This window comes from Micromonospora chalcea, assembly GCF_028768405.1.
Taxonomy (GTDB): domain Bacteria; phylum Actinomycetota; class Actinomycetes; order Mycobacteriales; family Micromonosporaceae; genus Micromonospora; species Micromonospora chalcea.
Map to the genome: position 1 here is coordinate 5,451,805 of NZ_CP118233.1, position 19,530 is coordinate 5,471,334.

General features: G+C 72.5%; 21 protein-coding genes and 1 pseudogene. 8 read left to right on the top strand and 14 right to left on the bottom strand.

Features of this window, described 5'->3' with window-relative positions:
- Nucleotides 1-8: 8 nt before the first annotated feature.
- Together PVK74_RS24560 and PVK74_RS24565 are read right to left on the bottom strand one after the other, a co-directional pair.
- The gene (locus PVK74_RS24560) at nucleotides 9-617 is read right to left on the bottom strand and encodes a DUF1003 domain-containing protein (RefSeq protein WP_274477327.1); all 609 of its coding nucleotides are present in this window, start codon (nucleotides 615-617) and stop codon (nucleotides 9-11) included.
- Nucleotides 610-1,896: a magnesium transporter MgtE N-terminal domain-containing protein gene (locus PVK74_RS24565; protein WP_274477328.1), complete on the bottom strand. Its 1,287-nt coding sequence runs from the start codon at nucleotides 1,894-1,896 to the stop codon at nucleotides 610-612. Before PVK74_RS24565 ends, PVK74_RS24560 begins: the two co-directional genes overlap by 8 nt.
- 33 nt (nucleotides 1,897-1,929) lie before the next feature.
- Here PVK74_RS24565 and PVK74_RS24570 point away from each other — a divergent pair, with 33 nt between their 5' ends.
- Both PVK74_RS24570 and PVK74_RS24575 read left to right on the top strand, forming a co-directional pair.
- Nucleotides 1,930-2,799, top strand: coding sequence for a PhzF family phenazine biosynthesis protein (locus PVK74_RS24570; protein ID WP_043326917.1), 870 nt, complete (start codon nucleotides 1,930-1,932; stop codon nucleotides 2,797-2,799).
- A 118-nt stretch (nucleotides 2,800-2,917) separates the two neighbouring features.
- The gene (locus PVK74_RS24575) at nucleotides 2,918-3,451 is read left to right on the top strand and encodes a hypothetical protein (protein WP_210872297.1); all 534 of its coding nucleotides are present in this window, start codon (nucleotides 2,918-2,920) and stop codon (nucleotides 3,449-3,451) included.
- Between the two features lie 77 nt (nucleotides 3,452-3,528).
- Here the strand turns inward: PVK74_RS24575 and PVK74_RS24580 are convergent, their stop codons facing one another.
- Complete coding sequence (locus PVK74_RS24580) at nucleotides 3,529-4,224, bottom strand: HAD family hydrolase (protein WP_043326914.1); 696 nt, start codon at nucleotides 4,222-4,224, stop codon at nucleotides 3,529-3,531.
- A gap of 106 nt (nucleotides 4,225-4,330) precedes the next feature.
- On the opposite strand from PVK74_RS24580, the gene PVK74_RS24585 reads away from it, so the two are divergent.
- Both PVK74_RS24585 and PVK74_RS24590 read left to right on the top strand, forming a co-directional pair.
- Nucleotides 4,331-5,323, top strand: coding sequence for a DMT family transporter (locus tag PVK74_RS24585; protein ID WP_069087213.1), 993 nt, complete (start codon nucleotides 4,331-4,333; stop codon nucleotides 5,321-5,323).
- Between the two features lie 66 nt (nucleotides 5,324-5,389).
- Nucleotides 5,390-7,525, top strand: coding sequence for an APC family permease (locus PVK74_RS24590; protein WP_274477329.1), 2,136 nt, complete (start codon nucleotides 5,390-5,392; stop codon nucleotides 7,523-7,525).
- Between the two features lie 3 nt (nucleotides 7,526-7,528).
- Here the strand turns inward: PVK74_RS24590 and PVK74_RS24595 are convergent, their stop codons facing one another.
- From PVK74_RS24595 to PVK74_RS24605, 3 genes are all read right to left on the bottom strand, one after another.
- Complete coding sequence (locus PVK74_RS24595; RefSeq protein ID WP_274477330.1) at nucleotides 7,529-8,173, bottom strand: hypothetical protein; 645 nt, start codon at nucleotides 8,171-8,173, stop codon at nucleotides 7,529-7,531.
- A gap of 84 nt (nucleotides 8,174-8,257) precedes the next feature.
- Nucleotides 8,258-8,545 carry a hypothetical protein gene (locus tag PVK74_RS24600; RefSeq protein ID WP_043326906.1) on the bottom strand — a complete coding sequence of 96 codons (288 nt, stop codon included), beginning with the start codon at nucleotides 8,543-8,545 and terminating at the stop codon, nucleotides 8,258-8,260.
- A 42-nt stretch (nucleotides 8,546-8,587) separates the two neighbouring features.
- On the bottom strand, nucleotides 8,588-9,412 hold the full coding sequence (locus tag PVK74_RS24605; RefSeq protein ID WP_274477333.1) for an SDR family NAD(P)-dependent oxidoreductase: 825 nt from the start codon (nucleotides 9,410-9,412) through the stop codon (nucleotides 8,588-8,590).
- Nucleotides 9,413-9,536: 124 nt separating this feature from the next.
- Here PVK74_RS24605 and PVK74_RS24610 point away from each other — a divergent pair, with 124 nt between their 5' ends.
- Complete coding sequence (locus tag PVK74_RS24610) at nucleotides 9,537-10,493, top strand: HpcH/HpaI aldolase/citrate lyase family protein (protein WP_043326903.1); 957 nt, start codon at nucleotides 9,537-9,539, stop codon at nucleotides 10,491-10,493.
- Between the two features lie 44 nt (nucleotides 10,494-10,537).
- Here PVK74_RS24610 and PVK74_RS24615 read toward each other — a convergent pair whose 3' ends face one another.
- Complete coding sequence (locus PVK74_RS24615) at nucleotides 10,538-11,089, bottom strand: DUF4190 domain-containing protein (protein WP_113972091.1); 552 nt, start codon at nucleotides 11,087-11,089, stop codon at nucleotides 10,538-10,540.
- Between the two features lie 114 nt (nucleotides 11,090-11,203).
- Between PVK74_RS24615 and PVK74_RS24620 the strand changes: the two genes are divergently transcribed.
- Nucleotides 11,204-12,094: an SDR family NAD(P)-dependent oxidoreductase gene (locus tag PVK74_RS24620; protein ID WP_104113814.1), complete on the top strand. Its 891-nt coding sequence runs from the start codon at nucleotides 11,204-11,206 to the stop codon at nucleotides 12,092-12,094.
- 3 nt (nucleotides 12,095-12,097) lie between these two features.
- Here the strand turns inward: PVK74_RS24620 and PVK74_RS24625 are convergent, their stop codons facing one another.
- Nucleotides 12,098-12,499: a DUF4190 domain-containing protein gene (locus tag PVK74_RS24625; RefSeq protein WP_043326898.1), complete on the bottom strand. Its 402-nt coding sequence runs from the start codon at nucleotides 12,497-12,499 to the stop codon at nucleotides 12,098-12,100.
- Between the two features lie 177 nt (nucleotides 12,500-12,676).
- Here PVK74_RS24625 and PVK74_RS24630 point away from each other — a divergent pair, with 177 nt between their 5' ends.
- Complete coding sequence (locus tag PVK74_RS24630) at nucleotides 12,677-13,873, top strand: acyl-CoA dehydrogenase family protein (RefSeq protein ID WP_013283885.1); 1,197 nt, start codon at nucleotides 12,677-12,679, stop codon at nucleotides 13,871-13,873.
- Between the two features lie 3 nt (nucleotides 13,874-13,876).
- On the opposite strand, the gene PVK74_RS24635 is transcribed toward PVK74_RS24630, so the two are convergent.
- The 6 genes and pseudogenes from PVK74_RS24635 to PVK74_RS24660 all read right to left on the bottom strand — a co-directional run bounded on the left by PVK74_RS24635 (nucleotide 13,877) and on the right by PVK74_RS24660 (nucleotide 19,097).
- Entirely contained in the window at nucleotides 13,877-14,620 is a 744-nt protein-coding gene (locus PVK74_RS24635) for a hypothetical protein (protein ID WP_274477336.1), read from the bottom strand.
- Nucleotides 14,621-14,652: 32 nt separating this feature from the next.
- Nucleotides 14,653-15,075, bottom strand: coding sequence for a CoA-binding protein (locus tag PVK74_RS24640; RefSeq protein WP_166455799.1), 423 nt, complete (start codon nucleotides 15,073-15,075; stop codon nucleotides 14,653-14,655).
- 136 nt (nucleotides 15,076-15,211) lie between these two features.
- Nucleotides 15,212-15,334, bottom strand: a pseudogene (locus PVK74_RS24645) (IS3 family transposase); the annotation flags it as partial.
- Between the two features lie 114 nt (nucleotides 15,335-15,448).
- Nucleotides 15,449-15,799 (bottom strand): PIN domain-containing protein, encoded by a 351-nt coding sequence (locus tag PVK74_RS24650; protein WP_069087210.1) that lies wholly within the window; start codon nucleotides 15,797-15,799, stop codon nucleotides 15,449-15,451.
- A complete protein-coding gene (locus PVK74_RS24655) occupies nucleotides 15,796-16,893 on the bottom strand; it encodes a helix-turn-helix domain-containing protein (protein ID WP_274477337.1) in 1,098 nt (365 codons plus the stop codon). Before PVK74_RS24655 ends, PVK74_RS24650 begins: the two co-directional genes overlap by 4 nt.
- Before the next feature lie 77 nt (nucleotides 16,894-16,970).
- Entirely contained in the window at nucleotides 16,971-19,097 is a 2,127-nt protein-coding gene (locus PVK74_RS24660; protein ID WP_338020351.1) for an intein-containing Rv2578c family radical SAM protein, read from the bottom strand.
- Here PVK74_RS24660 and PVK74_RS24665 point away from each other — a divergent pair.
- Entirely contained in the window at nucleotides 19,096-19,515 is a 420-nt protein-coding gene (locus tag PVK74_RS24665) for a thiol-disulfide oxidoreductase DCC family protein (protein ID WP_043326890.1), read from the top strand. The genes PVK74_RS24660 and PVK74_RS24665 overlap by 2 nt on opposite strands.
- Nucleotides 19,516-19,530: the final 15 nt, after the last annotated feature.

A 19,530-nucleotide genomic window follows, 5' to 3' on the forward strand; every position in this document is an offset into this window, starting at 1 on the left:
ATGGCCGGTCAGCCCTCGTAGCGACCGTCCCGCGCGAAGTCCCCGTCCAGCTCGTCCCGGGGCTCGTCCAGCCGCTCGGTGCCGGCCGTCCTGCGGGCCTCCCGCTCCTGCTGCCGCCGCTCCAGCTTGCGCCGCCGCTCGGCCGCCTCGTCCAGTTCCTCGCCCAGCCGGGTCAGCTCCGAGCGGAGGAAGTCCCGGGTCGCCACGTCACCCATCGCGATCCGCAGCGCGGCGATTTCCCGCGCCAGGTACTCCGTGTCGGCCTTCTGCAGCGTGGCCCGCCGCCGGTCCTCGTCCAGCGCGATCCGGTCCCGGTCCGCCTGCCGGTTCTGCGCGAGCAGGATCAACGGCGCCGCGTAGGACGCCTGCAGGGACAGGACCAAGGTCAAGAACGTGAAGGTGTACGGGTCGAAGCGCAGGTTCGCCGGGGCCAGCGTGTTCCACAGGAACCAGGCCACCAGGATCAGCGTCATGTAGACGAGGAAGTTCGCCGTGCCCATGCCCCGGGCGATGCCCTCGGCCCAGCGGCCGAACGTCTCCGCGTCGACTCGGCGCAGGCGCAGGTTCCGTGGGGTGCGCGGCTGGTCCAGCCGGTCGCCCCGTCGCTGATCACTCATCGTCGCCGTCCAGGGGGCCGTCGTCGGTGGCGGACGAGGGGGATACCGCGTCCCGGTCCCGCCAGTCCCGCGGCAGGGAGTGGTCGAGCACGTCGTCCACTGTCACCGCGCCGACCAGGCGGTTGTTCCGGTCCACCACCGGCATGCCGACCATGTCGTACGTGGCCATCCGGCGGGTGATCTCGGGCAGCGGGGTCGATGTCCGCAGCGGGTCGATGTCGTTCACCACGATCCCGCCGAGCAGATCCGCCGGCGGTTCCCGCAGCAGCCGCTGGAAGTGCACCATGCCCAGGTAGCGGCCGGTGGGCGTGGTCAGCGGGGCGCGGGTCACGAAGACCTGGGCGGCCACCGCCGGCGAGAGCTGCGGCTCCCGGATCCGGGCCAGCGCCTCGGCCACCGTGGCGTCTGGCGGCAGGATCACCGGCTCCGAGGTCATCACGCTGCCGGCGGTGCCGGAGGCGTAGCGCAGCAACTGGCGTACCGGGTCGGCCTCGTCCGGCTCCATCAGGTCGAGCAGCACGTCCTGCTCCGGCGGGGGCAGCTCGTTGAGCAGGTCGGCGGCGTCGTCCGGCTCCATCTCCTCCAGCACGTCGGCGGCGCGCTGGCGGTCCAGCGCGGCCAGGATCTCCACCTGGTCGTGCTCGGGCAGCTCGCTGAGCACATCGGCCAGGCGCTCGTCGTCGAGCGCTGCGGCCACCTCGTTGCGCCGGGCGTCGGGCAGGTCCTGGAGGGCGTTGGCGAGGTCGGCGGGGCGCATGTCCTCCAGGACGGCGAGCAGGTTCGCCGTACCCCGGTTGTCGCCGACCGCGCCGAGGCCGTGCACCCGGTCCCACTCGACCTGGTGGAGGTGGCCGCGCCGGGTGAGCCGGCCGGTGTGCTCGCGCACGGCGACCCGGCTCAGCGTCCACTCGCCGCCGCGGCTGCACTCCATGGCCACGTCCACCACGGAGCCGGCCCGGCCGCCCTCGACCTGGACCCGGCGGTCGAGCAGTTCCTGGAGCACCAGCAGCTCGTTCGGGCGCTTCTCGAACCGGCGCAGGTTGAGCGTGCCGCTGCCGAGCACCACCCCGTCGGGATCGATGGAGGTGATCCGGTTGATGGACAGGAAGATGCGCCGTCGCATCGGCATCTCCGCGACCAGGCCGACCACCTCCGGCGGTCGCTGGGTCGCGCGCATCCGCGCCACCGCGTCCCGGACGCGGCCGACCTGATCGCCGTTCGGGTCGAAAACGGCGACTCCGGCGAGTCGAGCGAGGTAGACCCGGTTCGGCGTGCTCACGGGCACCAGCCTAAGGGCCTACTCTCTAACAGCATGTCGACCTTGGGCTACGAGATCGTGGACGTCTTCACCGACCGCCCCTTCGCCGGCAACCCGCTGGCTGTGGTGTTCGGCGCGGAAGGGCTGGCCACCGAGCAGATGCAGGCGCTCGCGCTGGAGTTCAACCTGTCCGAGACGGTCTTCGTGCTCCCGCCGACACAGGTCGGCGCCACCTACCGGGCGCGGATCTTCACCCCCGCCGACGAACTGCCCTTCGCCGGGCACCCGAGCGTCGGCGCCGCGGTGACCGCGAGCCGGCGTGGCGTCTTCGGCGCGGGCCGGGTCACCCAGGAGTGCGGCGCCGGCGTCCTGCCGATCGAGGTGACTGCCACCGGCGCGACGCTCACCGGCGGCACGCCCACGCTCGGCCCGGAACTCGACCCGGAACCGCTGCTGGAGATGGTCGGCCTCACCGGCCCCGACCACGTCGGCCCGCCGCCGCGCGTCGCCGGGTGCGGCCTGGAGTTCCCCTACCTTCCGGTACGCCCGGACGCGGTGGCCCGGGCACGGTTGAACACGACGGCGGCGGAGCGGTACGGCGTTGAGCACGTCAGCCTCTTCTCCTGGGACGCCGATTCGCAAACCGCGCACGCCCGGGTCTTCGTGCCGGGGCTCGGCGTGCCCGAGGACCCGGCGACCGGCTCGGCCGCTCTCGGGCTGGGCGTGTGGCTGGTCGCGAGCGGGCTGCTGCCCGGCGAGGGGCGCGCGGAGTACACCGTTCGGCAGGGCATCGAGATCCACCGCCCCTCCACGCTGACCTGCACGGTGACCGCCTCCGGCGGGCTGGCGCTGGGAGCGACCGTCTCCGGCCAGGTGATGCCGGTGGCCCGAGGCGAGATCACCGTCCCCCCGTTCATCGGCTGACCCCACCCCACCCCACCCCATCCCGCCTTGTTGATCAAGGAGTTCGTGTCGGCGAACGGGCCTCTGGAGGACACGAACTCCTTGATCAACAAGGCGGGATGGGGTGGGACGGGCCGGGATGGGGGAGGATGGCGGGGTGAGTGACGAGGTGGACGAGCGGGTGACTCCTCCGCTGGTGGACGAGGCGGTGAAGAAGGCCGCTGTCTGCTGGGTGAGCAGTGGCGGCGGCCCGGCGTACGCGCTGTGGTGCCTCCCGCTGGACGGCACGCTGCTGGTGGTCACCGGCCCCGGTGAGCAGGCCGCCCCCGGGCTGGCCGACAGCGAGACCGCCGAGGTCACGTTGCGCGGCGACCACGGCGGACGGATCGTCACCTGGTCGGCGCGGGTGACCCGGCTGCGACCCGGCACCGAGGAGTGGGACACGGCCGCGCCGCTGGTCGCGGCGAAGCGGCTCAACGCCTCAGGGGCCGCCGCCGAGCTGGTGGAGCGATGGGTGGCGCAGGGATGCGCGCTCAACCGGCTCGCGCCCGTCGGCGCCGTCGTGACCGGCGCCGACCTGCCGGACAGCTCGCTGAGTGAGCAGCCCCGGCCGGCCCCCGTGGTGCGGGCCGTCCGCAAGCCGTTCCGCCTGCACCGCGTCCGCCGCCGCTGACCGCGAACCGCCGGGGCGTCAGGCGGCCGCCCGATCCGACCCGGCCACGTCCGACGCCCCGCGTCCGACGGGCCCGGTCAGGCGACGGGGACCGGGTCGAGCAGGCCGAGCACGTCCGTCAGCGAGGTCAGCGACGGCCCGTCGAAGCCGTGGTCGGCGTTGAGGACCACATGGCCGGCCAGATCCGGCGCGGCCAGCCGGACCGCGCTCAGCCCGGCCCGTTCCGCGCCGGTCAGTTCCTGGCTGTCGCCGTCGCCGACGTAGAGGCAGTCGGCCGGCGCCTGGCCGAGCCGGTAACACGCGGCGAGGTAGAGCTCCGGGTCCGGTTTGCAGCGCCCGAGGCGTACCGAGAAGATCTGGGCGTCGAGCAGCGGCGCGACCGGGAGCTGCGGCAGGAACGCCGGCAGCTCGTGCGTGCAGTCGCTGACCAGCCCGGTGCCGACGCCCCGGCGACGCAGCGCGGCCAGCACCGGGACCGCCTCGGCGCGCAGCCGGGTGTCGGCGCGTACCGCAAGGTGCCGGGAGGCGACGGCGGCGCGTACCGCCGCGTCGGACGGGTGGACGCCGAGCCGGGCGCACACCCGGCGCATGGTGGACTCGGCGTTACCGAAGGAGCCGCTGGCCCGTTCGTAGAAGCTGCTGTCCAGCACCTCCATCAGGGCCTCGGGGGAGCAGCCGAGCAGTTCGGCGGTGGCGATGTGGGCGGCTCCACGCCGCGCGCCGTGGGTCAGGGTGCCGAAGAAATCGAACAGCACGGCCTGGAATCTGGGCATGAGGGAACGCCTCCGGACGTCGAGGGGGGAGATCGCCGGGACGCATGATCGTAACGGAGTGCTGACTTTCCGTGTCGGTCGGGTGTTCGTGTGAGGATTACCGCTCGTGCCGACCGTTCCGCATCGCCCGCCGCTCGACGTGTTGACGGTGGGCGCGCTCGCCCTGGCTGTCGCCTCGGTGTCGTCCTCGGCACCGCTCGTGGCGTTCGCCGCCGCCTCGGCGCTCGCTGTCGCGTTCTGGCGTACCGCGTTGTCGGCTGCGGTCCTCGGGCCGGTGGCGCTGACCCGTCGACGGGCCGAGCTGCGCGCCCTGACGGTCGGGCCGGGCCGGCGTGAGGGCCTCTACTGCGTACTCGCCGGGGTCGCGCTGGCTGCCCACTTCGCCACCTGGATGCCGAGCGCGCAGCTCACCTCGGTCGCGGCCGCTACCGCGCTCGGCGCGACGCAGCCGGTCTGGCAGGGCCTGATCGCCCGCTGGCAGGGGCGGCGGCTGCCGGCGGCGGTGTGGGCCGGCATCGCGGTGGCCGTGCTCGGCGCGGCGCTCGCCACCGGCGCGGACTTCGGCGTCTCGGGCCGGGCGTTCGCCGGTGACCTGCTCGCGGTGGTCGGCGGCCTGTTCGCGGCCGTCTACACCGCCTTCGGTGAGCGGGCCCGGGCCAGCATCAGCACCACCACCTACACCACCGTCTGCTACGGCGTGTGCGCGCTGGTCCTGCTGGTGGTGTGCCTGGTCGGAGGGGTACGCCTGCACGGCTTCGAGGGCACGACCTGGCTGGCGATCCTCGGACTGGTGGCCGGCGCCCAACTGCTCGGCCACTCGATGTTCAACTACGCCCTGCACCGGGTCTCCGCGACCACTGTGAGCGTGCTGATCCTGCTGGAGGCGCCCGGCGCGGCAGTGATCGGCTGGGTGTGGCTGGGCCAGCTGCCCCGGCCGCTGGCCCTGCCCGGCCTGGCGTTGCTGCTGGCCGGCGTGGCGGTGGTGGTGCTCGGCGGGGCGCGGGCCGGTCGCCGTGCCACGCCGGTCGCGGCGCCCGCCGACCCGGACCCGCTGGGCGACGCGGAGCGGGCGCGGCGACCCGGCGACGCGCCCGACTGAGCCGGTCGGGGCGAAGTCGCGCCGTTCCGGCCCCTGGACGGTCCCGTTTGCACGAAAGTGCTCAGGGTGGGGGCGGAGCGGGACGACGCGGCACAGGCGGGCACGGTCGTCACGCCCTCGGCCGAGTTCCCGCCGCTCGGCGACGAGGAACGGGCGGCCCTCGGCCGGATCGGCGAGCGGTGGCGCGGCCCGCGCCGCGCCGACGACCTGCCGGTCGACCCGACGCTGGGCCGGCACGACCACCATCCGGCGCCCACCCGCTTCGGCCGGCTGGCGCCGATCGACATGTTCACCGTGGCGCAGCCGGGGGAACTGGTCGCCACCGGCGCGGCGGACCTGCCCGGCAACCGGGCCGGCCGGTCGGTCGCCCGGGTCCGCCGGACCCTGATCGGTCCGCCGTTGTCCAGCGCGTCGGTGCTCTACGAGCGGATGCGCAAGCTGGTCGCGCTGCCTGTGCTCTCCTCGGATCTGCTCAGCTCCGTCGCGTACGGGCCGGAGGCGATGCTCGCGGTGCTGGTGCTGGCCGGGAGCGCCGCGCTCGGGCTGGCCCTGCCGCTGGCCGCCGTGCTGGTGGTGCTGATGGTCGCGGTCGGCCTGTCCTACCGGCAGACCATCCCGGCCTATCCGCACGGCGCCGGCTCGTACATCGTCGCGGGGGACAACCTCGGGCGTACGCCGGGACTCGCCGCCGCGGCCGGGCTGATGCTCGACTACGTGCTGACCGTGTCGGTGTCGATCGCGGCCGGGGTGCACGCGGTCACGTCGGCGCTGCCCGGCCTCGGCCGGTGGACCGTGCCGCTCGGGGTGCTGGTGATCGCCGTGCTGCTCGCCGGCAACCTGCGTGGCGTACGCACCGCCGGGAACATCTTCGTGCTGCCCACGTACGCGTTCGTGGTGGTGCTGCTCGTGGTGCTGGCGGTCGGGTACGCGAAGGCCGCCTCGCGGGGTTTCGCGCCGCTGCCGCCGCCCTCGGCGCCCGCGGCCGAGGGGCTGGGCCTGCTGCTGGTGCTGCGGGCGTTCTCCTCCGGGGCGGTGTCGATGACCGGCATCGAGGCGGTCTCGAACGCGGTGCCCGCGTTCCGCCCGACGGAGTGGCGCAACGCCCGCACCACGCTGGGCTGGATGGTCGCCATGCTGGTGACGCTGTTCGCCGGCCTGATCGGGCTGATCCACCTCGACGGTCTGGCGCCCCGCGCGGACGAGACGCTGCTGTCCCAGCTCGGCCGGGTCACGTTCCCCAGCGGTCCCGGGTACGCGATCCTGCAGGCCACGACCGCGCTGATCCTGCTGCTCGCGGCGAACACGGCGTTCAACGACTTTCCCCGGCTGCTGTTCTTCATGGCCCGGGACGGGCACGCGCCGCGCCGGTTCCTGCACATGGGCGACCGGCTGGCGTTCAGCAACGGGCTGGTGGCGCTGGCGCTGACCGCAGCGGTGGTGTTCGTCGCGTTCGGCGGGCACACCGAGCGGCTGATCCCGCTCTACGCGGTGGGCGTCTTCCTCGCCTTCACGCTGTCCCAGACCGGCATGGTGGTGCACTGGCGGCGCCGCCGGGGGCCGGGCTGGCGTCGCCGGCTAGCGGTCAACGCGGTCGGCGCGACGCTGTCCGGCCTGGTGCTGCTGACCGCGGCGGTAGCCAAGTTCGCCGAGGGCGCCTGGGTGGTGGTGCTCGCGGTGCCACTGCTGGTGTTGCTGTTCCGCCGGATCCACGGGCACTACGACCGGCTGCACCGCGCGCTGGTGCTGCACTCGCCGCCGTCCGCGCCGCCCGCCGAGTGCGACGAGCTGCCCCAGCAGGTACGCCACCTGGTGGTGGTGCCGGTGGCCCGGCTGAACCGGGCGTCGCTGCGCGCGCTGGCGTACGCGACCTCGCTCGGGCGGCCGACGCTCGCCGTGCACCTCGCTCCGGCGCAGGACGAGGCGGACCGGTTCCGGGACCAGTGGCGGGCCTGGGGCGACCACCTGAAGCTGGAGACGATCGTGTCGCCGTACCGGTCGGTGATCGGCCCGCTGGCGCACTACCTGGAGGCGCTGCACGCCGCGAGCCCGGACCTGACGCTCACCGTGATCGTGCCGGAGGTGGTGCTGCGCCGACGTCGGTACCGGCTGCTGCACAGCCGCGCCGAGCAGCGGCTGCGGACCGCGTTGCGGGCGCTGCCCGGCGTGGTGGTGACGAGCGTTCCGGTGCACGTGTCGCGGTGACGCTCAGAGGTATCCGGCGAAGTGGTCGGCGACCAGCGCTGCAACCGCCTCGGCGTCCCGGTCGAGGTCCACCTCGATCACGCGTACCCCGAGCGCCCGGGCGGCGGCGACCGCGTCGGCGGCGACCAGCTCGTCGCGCGCGATCCGATGACGCCACGCCCGCTCCGGGTCGCTCACGCCGGGATGCCGGGCCATCGCCCGCGGCAGCCGTTCCACCTGGTACGCGCGGAACTCCGGCGTCGGCACCAGCACCACCATCTGCCCTGTCGACTCGACGATCGGGGCAACCAGTTCGGGCCGCAGCCCCCAGCCCTCGGCGACCACCCGGCGACCGCTCACCAGCGCGCTCAGGTCGTCGAGCACCCACTCGAAGCGGCGCGGAAATCCGGCGAGGGTCTCGGCTGCCATCCGCTTGGGGTCGGTCGTCACCCAGGTGGCCTCCGCGTCCGGGCCGTCCGGCGGCTCACCCCGTCGGATCCGGTCGGCGATCCGCCGGTCGTCGTGCCCTCGCGCGTCGTGGCGGTCGTAGAGGTACGCGGTCAGCCCGTACCGCAGTGCCAACGTGACCGCGAGTGTCGTCTTGCCGGCCCACTGCGCGCCGCCGATCCAGAGTGCGCGGCGGGCGGTGGCCAGAGGATCGAAGTCCATGCCCCGACACTGCGCCTCGCCAGCCCCAAGATCAAGTCTTGTTCTCGGCGTCCCCGCGTGATGAAGTGAGGGAGAAGGCGCAGCTCAGACGTCGCGTACCTCAAGCACGCGGGTGGCGGGCGCGGCGTCGCCCAGCTCGGCGCGCAGCGCGACGCGGTCCGGGTCGACCAGGAACGCGTCCAGCCCGGCGCGGGCGGCGAACCGGATCACGTGCACCTCGGTCTCCCCGTCGCCGGTACGCAGCCGCCGTTGCAACTCGCCGCCGTGCCGGCCGAGCAGCGCCAGCACCGCGTCCTCGTACCGCCGCCCGGCGTCCGCGTCGGCGCTCAGGTCGACCAGCGCGACCAGCAGGACCTCGTTTCCCGTCGTCATGGCGTCGAGTGTCCCAGCGGACCGGCGGTCGTGGTGACCCGCTCAGGCGTCGACGCCGACGGCCTTCGCGCTGGCCGTCCAGAGCCGCGCGGCCAGCGCCGGGTCGGCCGCCTTGGGCCGGGGCCGGTGCGGCATGCGGTCGGCGTAGTAGCCGCCGTTCGTCAGCCGGGACGGATCCTGGCAAGCGAGCCAGACCAGCGTCTCGGCACCCTTCTCCGGGCTGCGGAACGGCAGCAGCCGCATGCCGAGCGCCACGATCCGGCTCTCGTTGCCGAAGCGGGTCCGCACCACGCCCGGGTGGAACACGTGCGCGGGCACCTCCGGCCAGCGCCGGGCCGCCTCGGCGGTGAACAGGATGTTCGCCTGCTTGCTGGTGCCGTACGCGCGGAACGGCCGGTACGAGCGCAGCGCGGAGTTGAGGTCGTCGGGGTCGAGCACGCCGCTGCGGTGCGCGTCCGAGCCGGTGACCACCATCCGCCCGATCCGGTCCCGCAGCAGGTTGCTGAGCAGGAACGGGGCGAGGTGGTTGGCCTGCATGCTCAGCTCGAAACCGTCGACCGTGGTGATCGGCTCCAGCACGATCGCGCCGGCGTTGTTGGCGAGCACGTCGATCCGGTCGTAGCGCTCGCGCAGGCGTTCGGCGAGCCCGCGTACGTCGTCGAGCACCGCGAAGTCGGCGCGGAACAGCTCCGGCTGCTCGCCGCAGCACTCGCGGACCCGCTCGCCCGCGGCGCGCAGCCGGGCCGGGTCCCGGCCGACCAGCACCACCTGGTCACCGCGGCGCGCCAGCTCCTCCGCGGCGGCCAGGCCGATGCCGGAGCTCGCCCCGGTCAGCACCACGATCCGACGCTCAGTGAGATCTTCCACAGGTCCATTCACCCCGGTCACGGCACGAGGTTACCGTGGCGTCACCACGCCCTTTGGGATCGTTAAGTTCTCGAAATCCACCGCTGCGCCGGCGCCTGCGCCGGACGCTGGAAGGAGCGCACCCATGACCGCTGTCGGTCGTCCCCGCCGATCCTGCCTGGCGGTGCCCGGCTCCAGCGTCAAGATGCTCGGCAAGGCCCAGGGCCTTCCCGCCGACCAGGTCTTCCTGGACCTGGAGGACGCGGTCGCCCCGCTGGCCAAGCCGGACGCGCGCAAGAACATCGTGGCGACGCTGAACGAGGGCGACTGGGCGGGCAAGACCCGCGTGGTCCGGGTGAACGACCTGACCACGCCGTGGACCTACCGGGACGTCATCGAGGTGGTCGAGGGCGCCGGGGCGAACCTGGACTGCATCATGCTGCCGAAGGTGCAGAACGCCGAGCAGGTGCACTGGCTGGACCTGCTGCTCACCCAGATCGAGAAGACGCTCGGCCTGGAGGTGGGCCGGATCGGCATCGAGGCGCAGATCGAGAACGCGGCCGGGCTGGTGAACGTGGACGCCATCGCCGGCGCCTCGCCCCGGGTCGAGACGATCATCTTCGGCCCGGCCGACTTCATGGCCTCGATCAACATGAAGTCCCTGGTGGTCGGCGCGCTGATCCCGGACTACCCGGGCGACCCGTACCACTACATCCTGATGCGCATCCTGATGGCCGCGCGGATGCACGACAAGCAGGCCATCGACGGCCCGTTCCTGCAGATCCGCGACGTGGACGCGTTCCGCGAGGTGGCGAAGCGCTCGGCGGCGCTGGGCTTCGACGGCAAGTGGGTGCTGCACCCCGGCCAGATCGACGCGGCGAACGAGGTCTACTCGCCGGCGCAGGCCGACTACGACCACGCCGAGCTGATCCTCGACGCCTACGACTACTACACCTCGGAGGCGGGCGGGAAGCTCGGCGCGGTGATGCTCGGCGACGAGATGATCGACGAGGCGTCCCGCAAGATGGCCCTGGTGATCGCCGCCAAGGGCCGCGCCGCCGGTATGTCCCGTACGTCCTCGTTCACGCCGCCCTCGGCCTGATCGCGCGTCGGGCCGCCCCCGCGCCCGGGGGCGGCCCGGTGGCGTCAGTAGCTGCTGCTGGCGCTGGACGCGCCGATCGCGATCACGATCATCACGATGTAGAAGATGATGCCGGCGACCAGCAGAGCGGTCAGGATCCAGCCCACGATGATGGCCGCCGTGGCCATGCCCTCGCCCTGCTCACCGGTCTCCCGGATCTGCTTGCGCGCGACGTGGCCCATGATCGCGCCGATCGGCGCGGTGATGCACGAGGCGAAGCCGACGAGCGACAGGACCAGCGCCACGATGGCCATCGTGTTGGTGCGGGCCGGCGGCATCGCGTAGCCGGGATAGGCCCCCGGCGGCGGGTAGGTGCCCGGGGGCGGGTAGCCGGGCATCGCGGCGGCGTACGGGTCGCCGCCGGGTGGGGCGTACGGGGACTTCACGCCCGCGTACGGGTCGGCGACCGGCGCGTAGGGATCGGCGACCGGCGCGTACGGGTCGGCCTGGCCCGGCTGGTTCGGGATCGCGGGCATGATCGGGTCGGCCGGCGGCGCCGAGTGCGGCCCGGCCGCCGAGGGGTCCTGCCAACCACCGGGCGGTGGGGGATAGCTCATCTGATCATCTCCAGGTACGTGGTCGGCTCAGGGTAGCCACCGGCTCGCGACACGGAGCACCCTCTTTCCGGGCGCGCGTTGCCCGGCGGGTCGGTACCGGGCAGGATCCTCGGCATGGCACTTGACGCGCGTGGGGGTCGGTCGCGACGGGACATGAGCCGGCCGGGGTCGGTGCGGCGCCCGCGTGGCGGCGAGCCGGTCGGCGCCGCCGACTCCGAACGGTCGGCGCCGCTGCCGGAACCGGCCACCATGCGGCTGGACGGCCGGGTCGCGCTGGTCACCGGCGCGGGCAGCGCCGACGGCATCGGGTACGCGACCGCGCGCCGGCTGTCCGACCTGGGCGCCCGGGTGGCGATCGTCTCCACCACCCGGCGCATCCACGAGCGCGCGGGCGAGCTGGGCGTCACCGGCTTCGTCGCCGACCTCACCGACGAGTCGGAGGTGGGCGCGCTCGCCGACGCGGTGGCCGAGCAGCTCGGCGACGTCGAGGTGCTGGTGAACAACGCGGGCCTGGCCAGCCGGGCCAGCCCGGAGGTGCTGCGGCCGGTGGCCCAGCTGACGTACGACGAGTGGCGCGGCGAGATCGACAGGAACCTGACCACCGCGTTCCTGTGCAGCCGGGCGTTCATCGGTGGCATGGCCGAGCGGGGCTGGGGCCGGATCGTCAACCTGGCCGCCACCGCCGGGCCGGTCAACGCGCTGCCCACCGAGGCGGCCTACGCGGCGGCCAAGGCCGGCGTGGTCGGGCTGACCCGGGCGCTGGCGATGGAGATGATCGCCGACGGGGTGACTGTGAACGCGGTGGCGCCGGGCATCATCCACACCGCGGCGTCCACCATGGCCGAGATCAAGCAGGGCCTGGGTACGCCGGTCGGCCGTCCCGGCACGCCGGACGAGGTGGCCGCGGCGATCGCGTTCCTCTGCTCGCCGGCCGCGTCGTACATCACCGGGCAGATGCTCGTGGTCGACGGTGGCAACAGCGTCCGGGAGGCGCAGTTCCGCTGAGCCTCAGTAGGTGCCGTTGTCGGAGTTGGCCCAGATCGCCAGCCCGATCCAGCCGCAGCAGGCCACCAGGCCGATCGCGGTGAAGATGTAGCTGAGGATCAGTCCCCAGGTGGCGAGCTGGTCGCCGTCCTCGCCGGTCTGCCGGATCTGCCGCTTCGCCAGGTGGCCGCAGACGATGCCGGCGGGCGCGAAGACGAACGCGAAGACCAGTGACAGGATGGCGAGCACGTTCGTGCCGCCGGGGCGTGGCCCCGGCCCGGGTGGGCCGTACTGGCCGTAGGGCGGCTGCGGGGCGTACGGGGGCTGCTGGCCCCACTGCGGATGCTGCTGGCCGTACTGCGGCTGCCCGTACGGCTGGCCGTGCGGCGGCGGCTCGTACGGTGAGGGTGGCTGCTCGTCAGTCACGCGCGCCCCTTTTCCCCAGGTGAACGGGCCCTCTCTCTTGCGGACGCTACCCGTAGCGGTGAACCTTTTCACAGCGGTTGTAGGGACTGGTCACCTTGGCTGCGCCGGTCCCGGGGCCGATACTGACCGAGCGTTCAGTTACCCCTGAGTAATGCGCCGACGACCCCGGAGGCTGAGATGGCCCGACTCGCCCAGACGCCCGGACTGACCGACGTGCAGCGGTCGATTCTGGAAACTGTCCGGGAGTTCGCCGACAAAGAGATCATTCCGCACGCGCAGCGGCTGGAGCACGCCGACGAGTACCCGAGCGACATCCTCGACGGCATGCGCGAGATGGGGCTGTTCGGCCTCACCATCGACGAGGAGTACGGCGGGCTGGGCGAGTCCCTGCTGACCTACGCGCTCGTGGTCGAGGAGCTGTCCCGGGGCTGGATGTCGATCTCCGGCATCGTCAACACGCACTTCATCGTGGCGTACCTGATCTCGCAGCACGGCTCCGCCGACCAGAAGGCCCGGCTGCTGCCCCGGATGGCCACCGGCGAGGTGCGCGGCGCGTTCTCGATGTCCGAGCCCGAGTGCGGCTCGGACGTCTCGGCGATCAAGTCGAAGGCCGTCCGCGACGGCGACAACTACGTCCTCAACGGCCAGAAGATGTGGCTGACCAACGGCGCGTACTCGTCGGTGGTGGCCACCCTGGTCAAGACCGACACCGGGGCCGACTCGGTCTACGGCAACATGAGCACCTTCCTGCTGGAGAAGGAGCCCGGCTTCGGTGAGACCGCGCCCGGCCTCACCATCCCCGGCAAGATCGACAAGATGGGCTACAAGGGCGTCGAGACCACCGAGATGGTGCTCGACGGCGTCACCGTGCCCGCCTCCGCCGTGCTCGGCGGCGAGGAGAAGGTCGGCCGCGGCTTCTACCAGATGATGGACGGCATCGAGGTCGGCCGGGTCAACGTCGCGGCCCGCGCCTGCGGCATCTCGATCCGGGCGTTCGAGCTGGCCGTCGCGTACGCCCAGCAGCGCCACACCTTCGGCCAGCCGCTCGCCCGGCACCAGGCCGTCGCGTTCAAGCTCGCCGAGATGGGTACGAAGATCGAGGCCGCGCACGCGCTCATGGTCAACGCGGCCCGGCTCAAGGACGCCGGCCAGCGCAACGACGTCGAGGCCGGCATGGCCAAGCTGCTCGCCTCCGAGTACTGCGCCGAGGTGGTCCAGGAGGCGTTCCGGATCCACGGCGGCTACGGCTACTCCAAGGAGTACGAGATCGAGCGCCTGATGCGCGAGGCGCCGTTCCTGCTGATCGGCGAGGGCACCTCGGAGATCCAGAAGACGATCATCTCGCGCGGCCTGCTCAAGCAGTACAAGCAGTAGCGTTCAGCGTTCCGCCACGCCGGGGGCCGGCGCCGGGGGTGTCACCGGCAACCCCACCGCCAGCGCCTCCGGCGTGGTCCGGAACGCCTCGATCGCGGCGATGAGCCGTTCGTCCGGCACGGCCAGGTCGCGTCCGCCGACCACCGTCCGGGGCAGCCGCTCCGGTTCCAGCCGGAGGTGCACACCGCCGGCGCGCTCGCCGGAGCGCCGGACGCCCCGGATCTCCGACCACGGGTACCAGTCCCCGCCGTACCGGAGCCCGCCGCCGGTCAACGCCAGCCGGCCGGTGAACCGCGTCTCCGCGTAGACCACCCAGCCCAGGCCGAGAGCCACCGCGGCCAGCACCGGCGGTCGCCCCGCCTCGACCTGCGGCCAGCGCTCGGTCAGGACCGAGAAACCGCCGAGGGCCACCACGACACCCGCTGTCACGTCCGCGGTCAGCCCCAGCCATCCCGCCGCCGACCGCCGGGCGACCAGCCCCGGTTCGGCGCCGTGCGGCCCGGCCACCCGGGGCCGCCAGATCAGCCGGCCGGTCCGCCGTGGCCGCCAGTACCGCTGCGCCAGGTGCCCCAGCATCACCAGCCACACCACGCCACGAGCCGCGTCGAGGTGCGACGGATCCAGCGCGAGGAGAACCCGGCCGCTCACCGCGGCCACCGCCGTACCGGCCAGGAGCGCGAACAACCGGCGGGACCACAACCCGTCGCGGTCGGGCACCGCCGCAGCCATCGGGCCGGGACCGGACATGCCCGGAAGGGTACGCGCCGCGTGCCGCGCCGTCAGTCGGCCGTCGGGCCGGAGGTACGGGTCAGTCCGGCGGCGGCCCGCTCCACGATGAGGCACCTGTCCTCGACGTAGTCGAGGCCCGCCTCCTCGGCGATCCGGCGCGCCTCGTCCGAGAAGATGCCGAGCTGCAACCACACCGCCGGGGCGCCGATCGCCACCGCCTGCCGGACCACGTCGACCGCGTCCCGCGCCGGGCGGAACACGTCGACCAGGTCGACCGGGTGCGGGATGTCGGCCAGCGTCGGGTACGCCTTCTCGCCGAACAGCTCGTCCACAGTCGGGTTGACCGGAATGATCCGCCAGCCGTGCCGCTGCATCTCCAGCGGTACGCGGTGCGCGGCCTTGCCCGGATCGCGGGAGGCGCCCACGACGGCGATCACGGCGGAGTCGGCGAGGATCTGCTGAGCGGAACGCATTCCCCGAGCCTAGCCCCGCCGGCGCGGGTCCTCCCCGCTAGAGGTAATGCTCAGCAGCGTTGTGGGTCTGCACCGGCAGGTGACAGGTGTAGTCACGCGGCCTGACTGGCCGGTGGGTGCATGATGGCCTCGAATTCAACGGGGTCAACCCGGACAGCGACCGCTGGCGTCGGCGGCGGTGATAGGTCCGTTCGATCCAGGTCACGATCGCGATCCGTAGTTGTTGGCGGGTGGCCCATGATCGGCGGTTCAGGACGTTGTTCTACAAGGAGTCCGAAGCCGCCGCGTCGCGCGAGTCGCTACCCTCCCGTTAGGTCAAGAAGCTTTCAGTAGTGACTATAGGAGGTTGTGCTTACGGGCGAAGGCGGGAAACTCAGCTCCCGAGCAGGGCAGACGAGCATCGCAGTTCGGCGGCAGCGAGGACGGACGCCTCCCCAAGGTCGCGCTCACCCGAGCCGAGCCGCGCGGCCCATTTGGTGAAGCACCGCACCTCATCGAGGGTGTCTAACTGGGCAGTGGTCAGCCAATCCGCCTCGCAAGCGACGGCCAGTTCACGATGATCCGCAGATCCCGCCCGCAACTCCTCCCGAACCACCTGAGTCGTCCAACAATCGGCATCGAGCAGCAGGTCCTGCAAGACGTCCAGCCGGTCAGCGAGAGTGAAGTGGCTGAGAACCATCGTGTCGAGTACAAGGACGGGGTTGGCTTGCGCCGACAGGCTCACGGCGCGACCTCCAGGTCGTCCTCCTGCGGCAGATCCTCGTCGGCGATGTGGCCATGCATCAACTCCAGAGCCCTCGCCCGGGTGATGCGCCTGTTCCGCCACGCGTCCATCACGGCCTGTGCGTAGGCGGGCGGTACCCGCACCGACACAAGGTCGGGCTGCGGCGCCCAGCCCAATGCCTCCATGAACTCCACATGCGTGGGCCGAACCTGGCTCCAGGATCTACGCGTCTCTGCGTCGATGGTCCCTGCCTGCTCAGCCTGCCGCAACGCCAGCAACCAAGAGGTACGGTATCGAGCCGCATAGCTCACGATCTGGTCCCGGCTCACCGTCCCGGGGGCTCCGGCTGCGGCAATCGCTTGCACGGGCAGCAGCAGTTCTGCGGCGAAGGCATCAATCACCGCCTCCCGTTCTGCACGCGAGGCACTCACGCCGAGGTCGGCAGAATACTCATCACCAATGATGAGATGCCCCAACTCGTGTGCAGCGGTAGCCCGACGGCGGCCAGGGTCGCCCGTAGTGCTTACGACAGCAACCGCGATGTCGCCCTCGACGAGCGATGCTCCGTCGCCTGGAAGGTCGGTGACCAGTACCCACTGACCTGCGCGCTCACAGACGTCCATGATGCTGCCGATCGGTGCATCGCCGAGCCCGAACCGCTGTCGCAGCCACCGGGCTGTCTGACGCGCATCATCCTCGGATTCCACTGAGTGCGGGTAGCGAAGCAGCGGACGGGTAAGCAATACGCCAAGATCCAGCAACTGCTGGACGTTGCGCAGCCACTCAACCATGGCGATTTCGAGGCGTTCCGACGATCGTGCTGCCTGAGTGTCCGTTTCCTCGGTCAACGGGGCCGCTCGTCGGGACAACACCGCCGGCGGCGGCTGAATCAAGTACTCCATCGACACTCTTAGTGCCCTGGAAAGCCGAGCCAGCTCCATGCCGTCCAAACGGCGGCTGCCAGCCTCAACCTTGGCCAGCATTGTGCGGTCCAGCCCCACCATCGCCGCGAGATCCTGCTGCGAGATCCCCAGCGACAACCGGGCTCGCCGTACCTGCTCACCGACGAGGGGCCAGACCCAACCATCAGCCATGGTGCGATAATCGCACACTTGGCGCTGGAGTGGGTCAACACACGGAAGTTCAGGGGTCAACCTCAGGGGCATTACCGCTAGAGCAGGGAGAGCTGTTCGGCGGCCGGCGCGGGCGGCGGGGTCTCGGGCAGCCGCCTGTTGTCGCCGGTCTCGCCCCGGTGCAGCCCGTGCCGGCGTGCCGCCATCCGCACCCGCGCGGTCACCTCCCGCTGGTACGCCTGCGGCGCGTACGAGCCGGCCTGGTAGAGCCGCCGGTAGCGGGGCACCAGGTGGGGGAACTCCCGAGCCAGCCAGCGGGCGTACCACTCCCTGGCGCCGGGCCGCAGGTGCAGCGGCAACGGCGTCACACTTGCCGCGCCGGAGGCGGCGACGGCCGCGACGGTGGCGTCGATCGACTCCTCGTCGTCGCTGAGGCCCGGCAGGATCGGCGCCATCAGCACACCCACCTCGAAGCCGGCGTCGGCGAGCTGACGGACCGCGTCGAGGCGGCGGCGGGGGCTCGGCGTACCAGGCTCGGCCGCCCGCCAGAGCGCCTCGTCCACGAATCCCACCGAGTACGACACCCCGACCCGGGTCACCTCCGCCGCCTGGCGCAGCAGCGGCAGGTCGCGCAGCAGCAGCGTGCCCTTGGTCAGGATCGAGAACGGGTTCGCGAAGTCCCGCAGCGCCTCGATGATCGGCGGCATCAGGCGATAGCGCCCCTCGGCCCGCTGGTAACAGTCCACGTTGGTGCCCATGGCGACGTGCGCGCCGCGCCAGCGCGGGGCGGCCAGCTCGCGGCGGACCAACTCGCCCGCGTTGACCTTGACGATCACCTTGCGGTCGAAGTCGGCGCCCGCGTCCAGGTCGAGGTAGGTGTGCGTGTTGCGGGCGAAGCAGTTGTGGCTGACCACGCCGTTGGCGATGAAGTCGCCGGTGCCGGTGGTGATGTCCCACAGCGGAAGCTCCAGGCCGAGATCCTCGACGGTGGTCACCTGGAGGTGCGCCCCGCACTTGAGCGCCATGCCCTCGATCGAGCGCCGGGCCGTGACGGCCGGATCGGTGAGGTGGAAGAAGCGCAGCCGCTCGGGCAGCCCGCCGGTCAGCCGGAGCTGACGCGCTGCGCCCGGCATGCCCGGCACGTCGAGCGCCCACCGGAAGCCGAAACGCTCCAGCGCGCCGGACGTGCGGGCCTGGCTCCCGTCGTCCGCGACGCTGATCCGGAACACGCCCCGGTGGCAGGTGCCGGTGGCGTCGAACATGCCGGCCAGGTAGCCCAGCGACCAGTCGTCTGTCGTCTCGCCCGGCGGGCGCAGCAGGCCGGTGACGACCTCGGCCGGCCCGGACGTGCGTACCACTGTGGTCGTCGGGCGGCGGCCGACCCGGGTGACTGTGGCCCGCTCGACGGTGACCCCCGCGTCGGCCAGGTAGCGTTCGGCCCGCTCCAGCGCCTCCGCCTCGGCGGTGGCCAGCCGGAACCGGGCGGCGGCCCGGTCGTCGTCGCGGATCAGGGCGTGCAGGTAACCCCGGCGGTAGTCGGCCGAGCGCTTCGGCGCCACCGCGAACCGGCCGGTGCCCAGCAGGCGGTTGCGGGTGGTCAGGTGGGGACGGCGGCCGCCGCCCCGCATGCTCCCGGTGACGTGTTTCCAGCCGCGTTCGGTCAGGAACCGGTGGTCGCCGCTGGCGACGAGCGTGGTGCCGTCGGCCAGGGTGACCCGGTAGGCGCGCTTCACAGTGGACCACTTGTCGAGCACCGTGGTGACGACGTAGTGGCGGTAGGCGCCGCGCCGCCGGGTGCCGTAGATCCGGTCGCCGGGCTCCAGTTCGCTGATCGCCCTGGTGCGCCCGTCGGCCATCAGGATCGGCGTGTCCCCGCCCAGGCAGTAGACGCAGGCGTGTGAGCAGCCCCGGTAGGGGTTGATCGTCCACTCGAACGGCACACGCGACTGGCCGGGCACCCGGTTGATGATCGACTTGGCGCGTACCTCGTAGAACGTCATGCCGGCGAAGCCCGGGGTGTCGAAGGTGCGGGCGACGGCGCCGGGCAGCGCCAGCGGCAGGGGTGGAGCCGCCGGCGCCGCCCGATCGGGAGTCCCCTCGTCCGGGGGAGCGGAGAGGTTGTCCCAGCGCATGGAGCTCATTCGAACACGTGTACGAACAAAGCGCAAGTGACGCTGCGGACACCGCGCGCCGCCGCGCCCCGGGGCGGGGCAGGATGGGGGCATGGAGACGTCGACCTTCGTCTACGACGGCGACTGCGCCTTCTGCACCCGGTGCGCGCAGTTCATCGAGCGTCGGATCCCGACCGGCGCCCGGGTGGTCCCGTGGCAGTTCGCCGACCTGGCGGCGCTGGGCCTGACGGAGGCCGAGTGCGAGGAGGCGGTCCAGTGGGTGGGCGCCGACGGCTCCCGCGCCGCCGGGCCGGACGCCATCGCCCGGCTGCTCGGCGACAGCGGCCCGCTCTGGCGGTTCGCCGGGGCCGGACTGCGCCTTCCCCCGGTACGCGCGGCGGCCTGGCCCGCGTACCGCTGGGTGGCCCGCAACCGGCACCGGCTGCCGGGCGGCACGGCCGCGTGCGCGCTGCCGCAGGAGGCCCGGGAACGGCTGTACGGCCCGACCGGACGCCCGGGCCCGACCGCCTGACCGGCCGGGTGGCCG

Coding starts and splice junctions, on each gene's coding strand:
- PVK74_RS24560 (WP_274477327.1), bottom strand. CDS start 617: ATGAGTGATCAGCGACGGGGCGACCGGCTGGACCAGCCGCGCACCCCA.
- PVK74_RS24570 (WP_043326917.1), top strand. CDS start 1,930: ATGTCGACCTTGGGCTACGAGATCGTGGACGTCTTCACCGACCGCCCC.
- PVK74_RS24575 (WP_210872297.1), top strand. CDS start 2,918: ATGGGGGAGGATGGCGGGGTGAGTGACGAGGTGGACGAGCGGGTGACT.
- PVK74_RS24580 (WP_043326914.1), bottom strand. CDS start 4,224: ATGCCCAGATTCCAGGCCGTGCTGTTCGATTTCTTCGGCACCCTGACC.
- PVK74_RS24595 (WP_274477330.1), bottom strand. CDS start 8,173: ATGGACTTCGATCCTCTGGCCACCGCCCGCCGCGCACTCTGGATCGGC.
- PVK74_RS24600 (WP_043326906.1), bottom strand. CDS start 8,545: ATGACGACGGGAAACGAGGTCCTGCTGGTCGCGCTGGTCGACCTGAGC.
- PVK74_RS24610 (WP_043326903.1), top strand. CDS start 9,537: ATGACCGCTGTCGGTCGTCCCCGCCGATCCTGCCTGGCGGTGCCCGGC.
- PVK74_RS24615 (WP_113972091.1), bottom strand. CDS start 11,089: ATGAGCTATCCCCCACCGCCCGGTGGTTGGCAGGACCCCTCGGCGGCC.
- PVK74_RS24620 (WP_104113814.1), top strand. CDS start 11,204: ATGGCACTTGACGCGCGTGGGGGTCGGTCGCGACGGGACATGAGCCGG.
- PVK74_RS24630 (WP_013283885.1), top strand. CDS start 12,677: ATGGCCCGACTCGCCCAGACGCCCGGACTGACCGACGTGCAGCGGTCG.
- PVK74_RS24635 (WP_274477336.1), bottom strand. CDS start 14,620: ATGTCCGGTCCCGGCCCGATGGCTGCGGCGGTGCCCGACCGCGACGGG.
- PVK74_RS24640 (WP_166455799.1), bottom strand. CDS start 15,075: ATGCGTTCCGCTCAGCAGATCCTCGCCGACTCCGCCGTGATCGCCGTC.
- PVK74_RS24655 (WP_274477337.1), bottom strand. CDS start 16,893: ATGGCTGATGGTTGGGTCTGGCCCCTCGTCGGTGAGCAGGTACGGCGA.
- PVK74_RS24665 (WP_043326890.1), top strand. CDS start 19,096: ATGGAGACGTCGACCTTCGTCTACGACGGCGACTGCGCCTTCTGCACC.
- PVK74_RS24660 (WP_338020351.1), bottom strand. CDS start 19,097: ATGCCCCCATCCTGCCCCGCCCCGGGGCGCGGCGGCGCGCGGTGTCCG.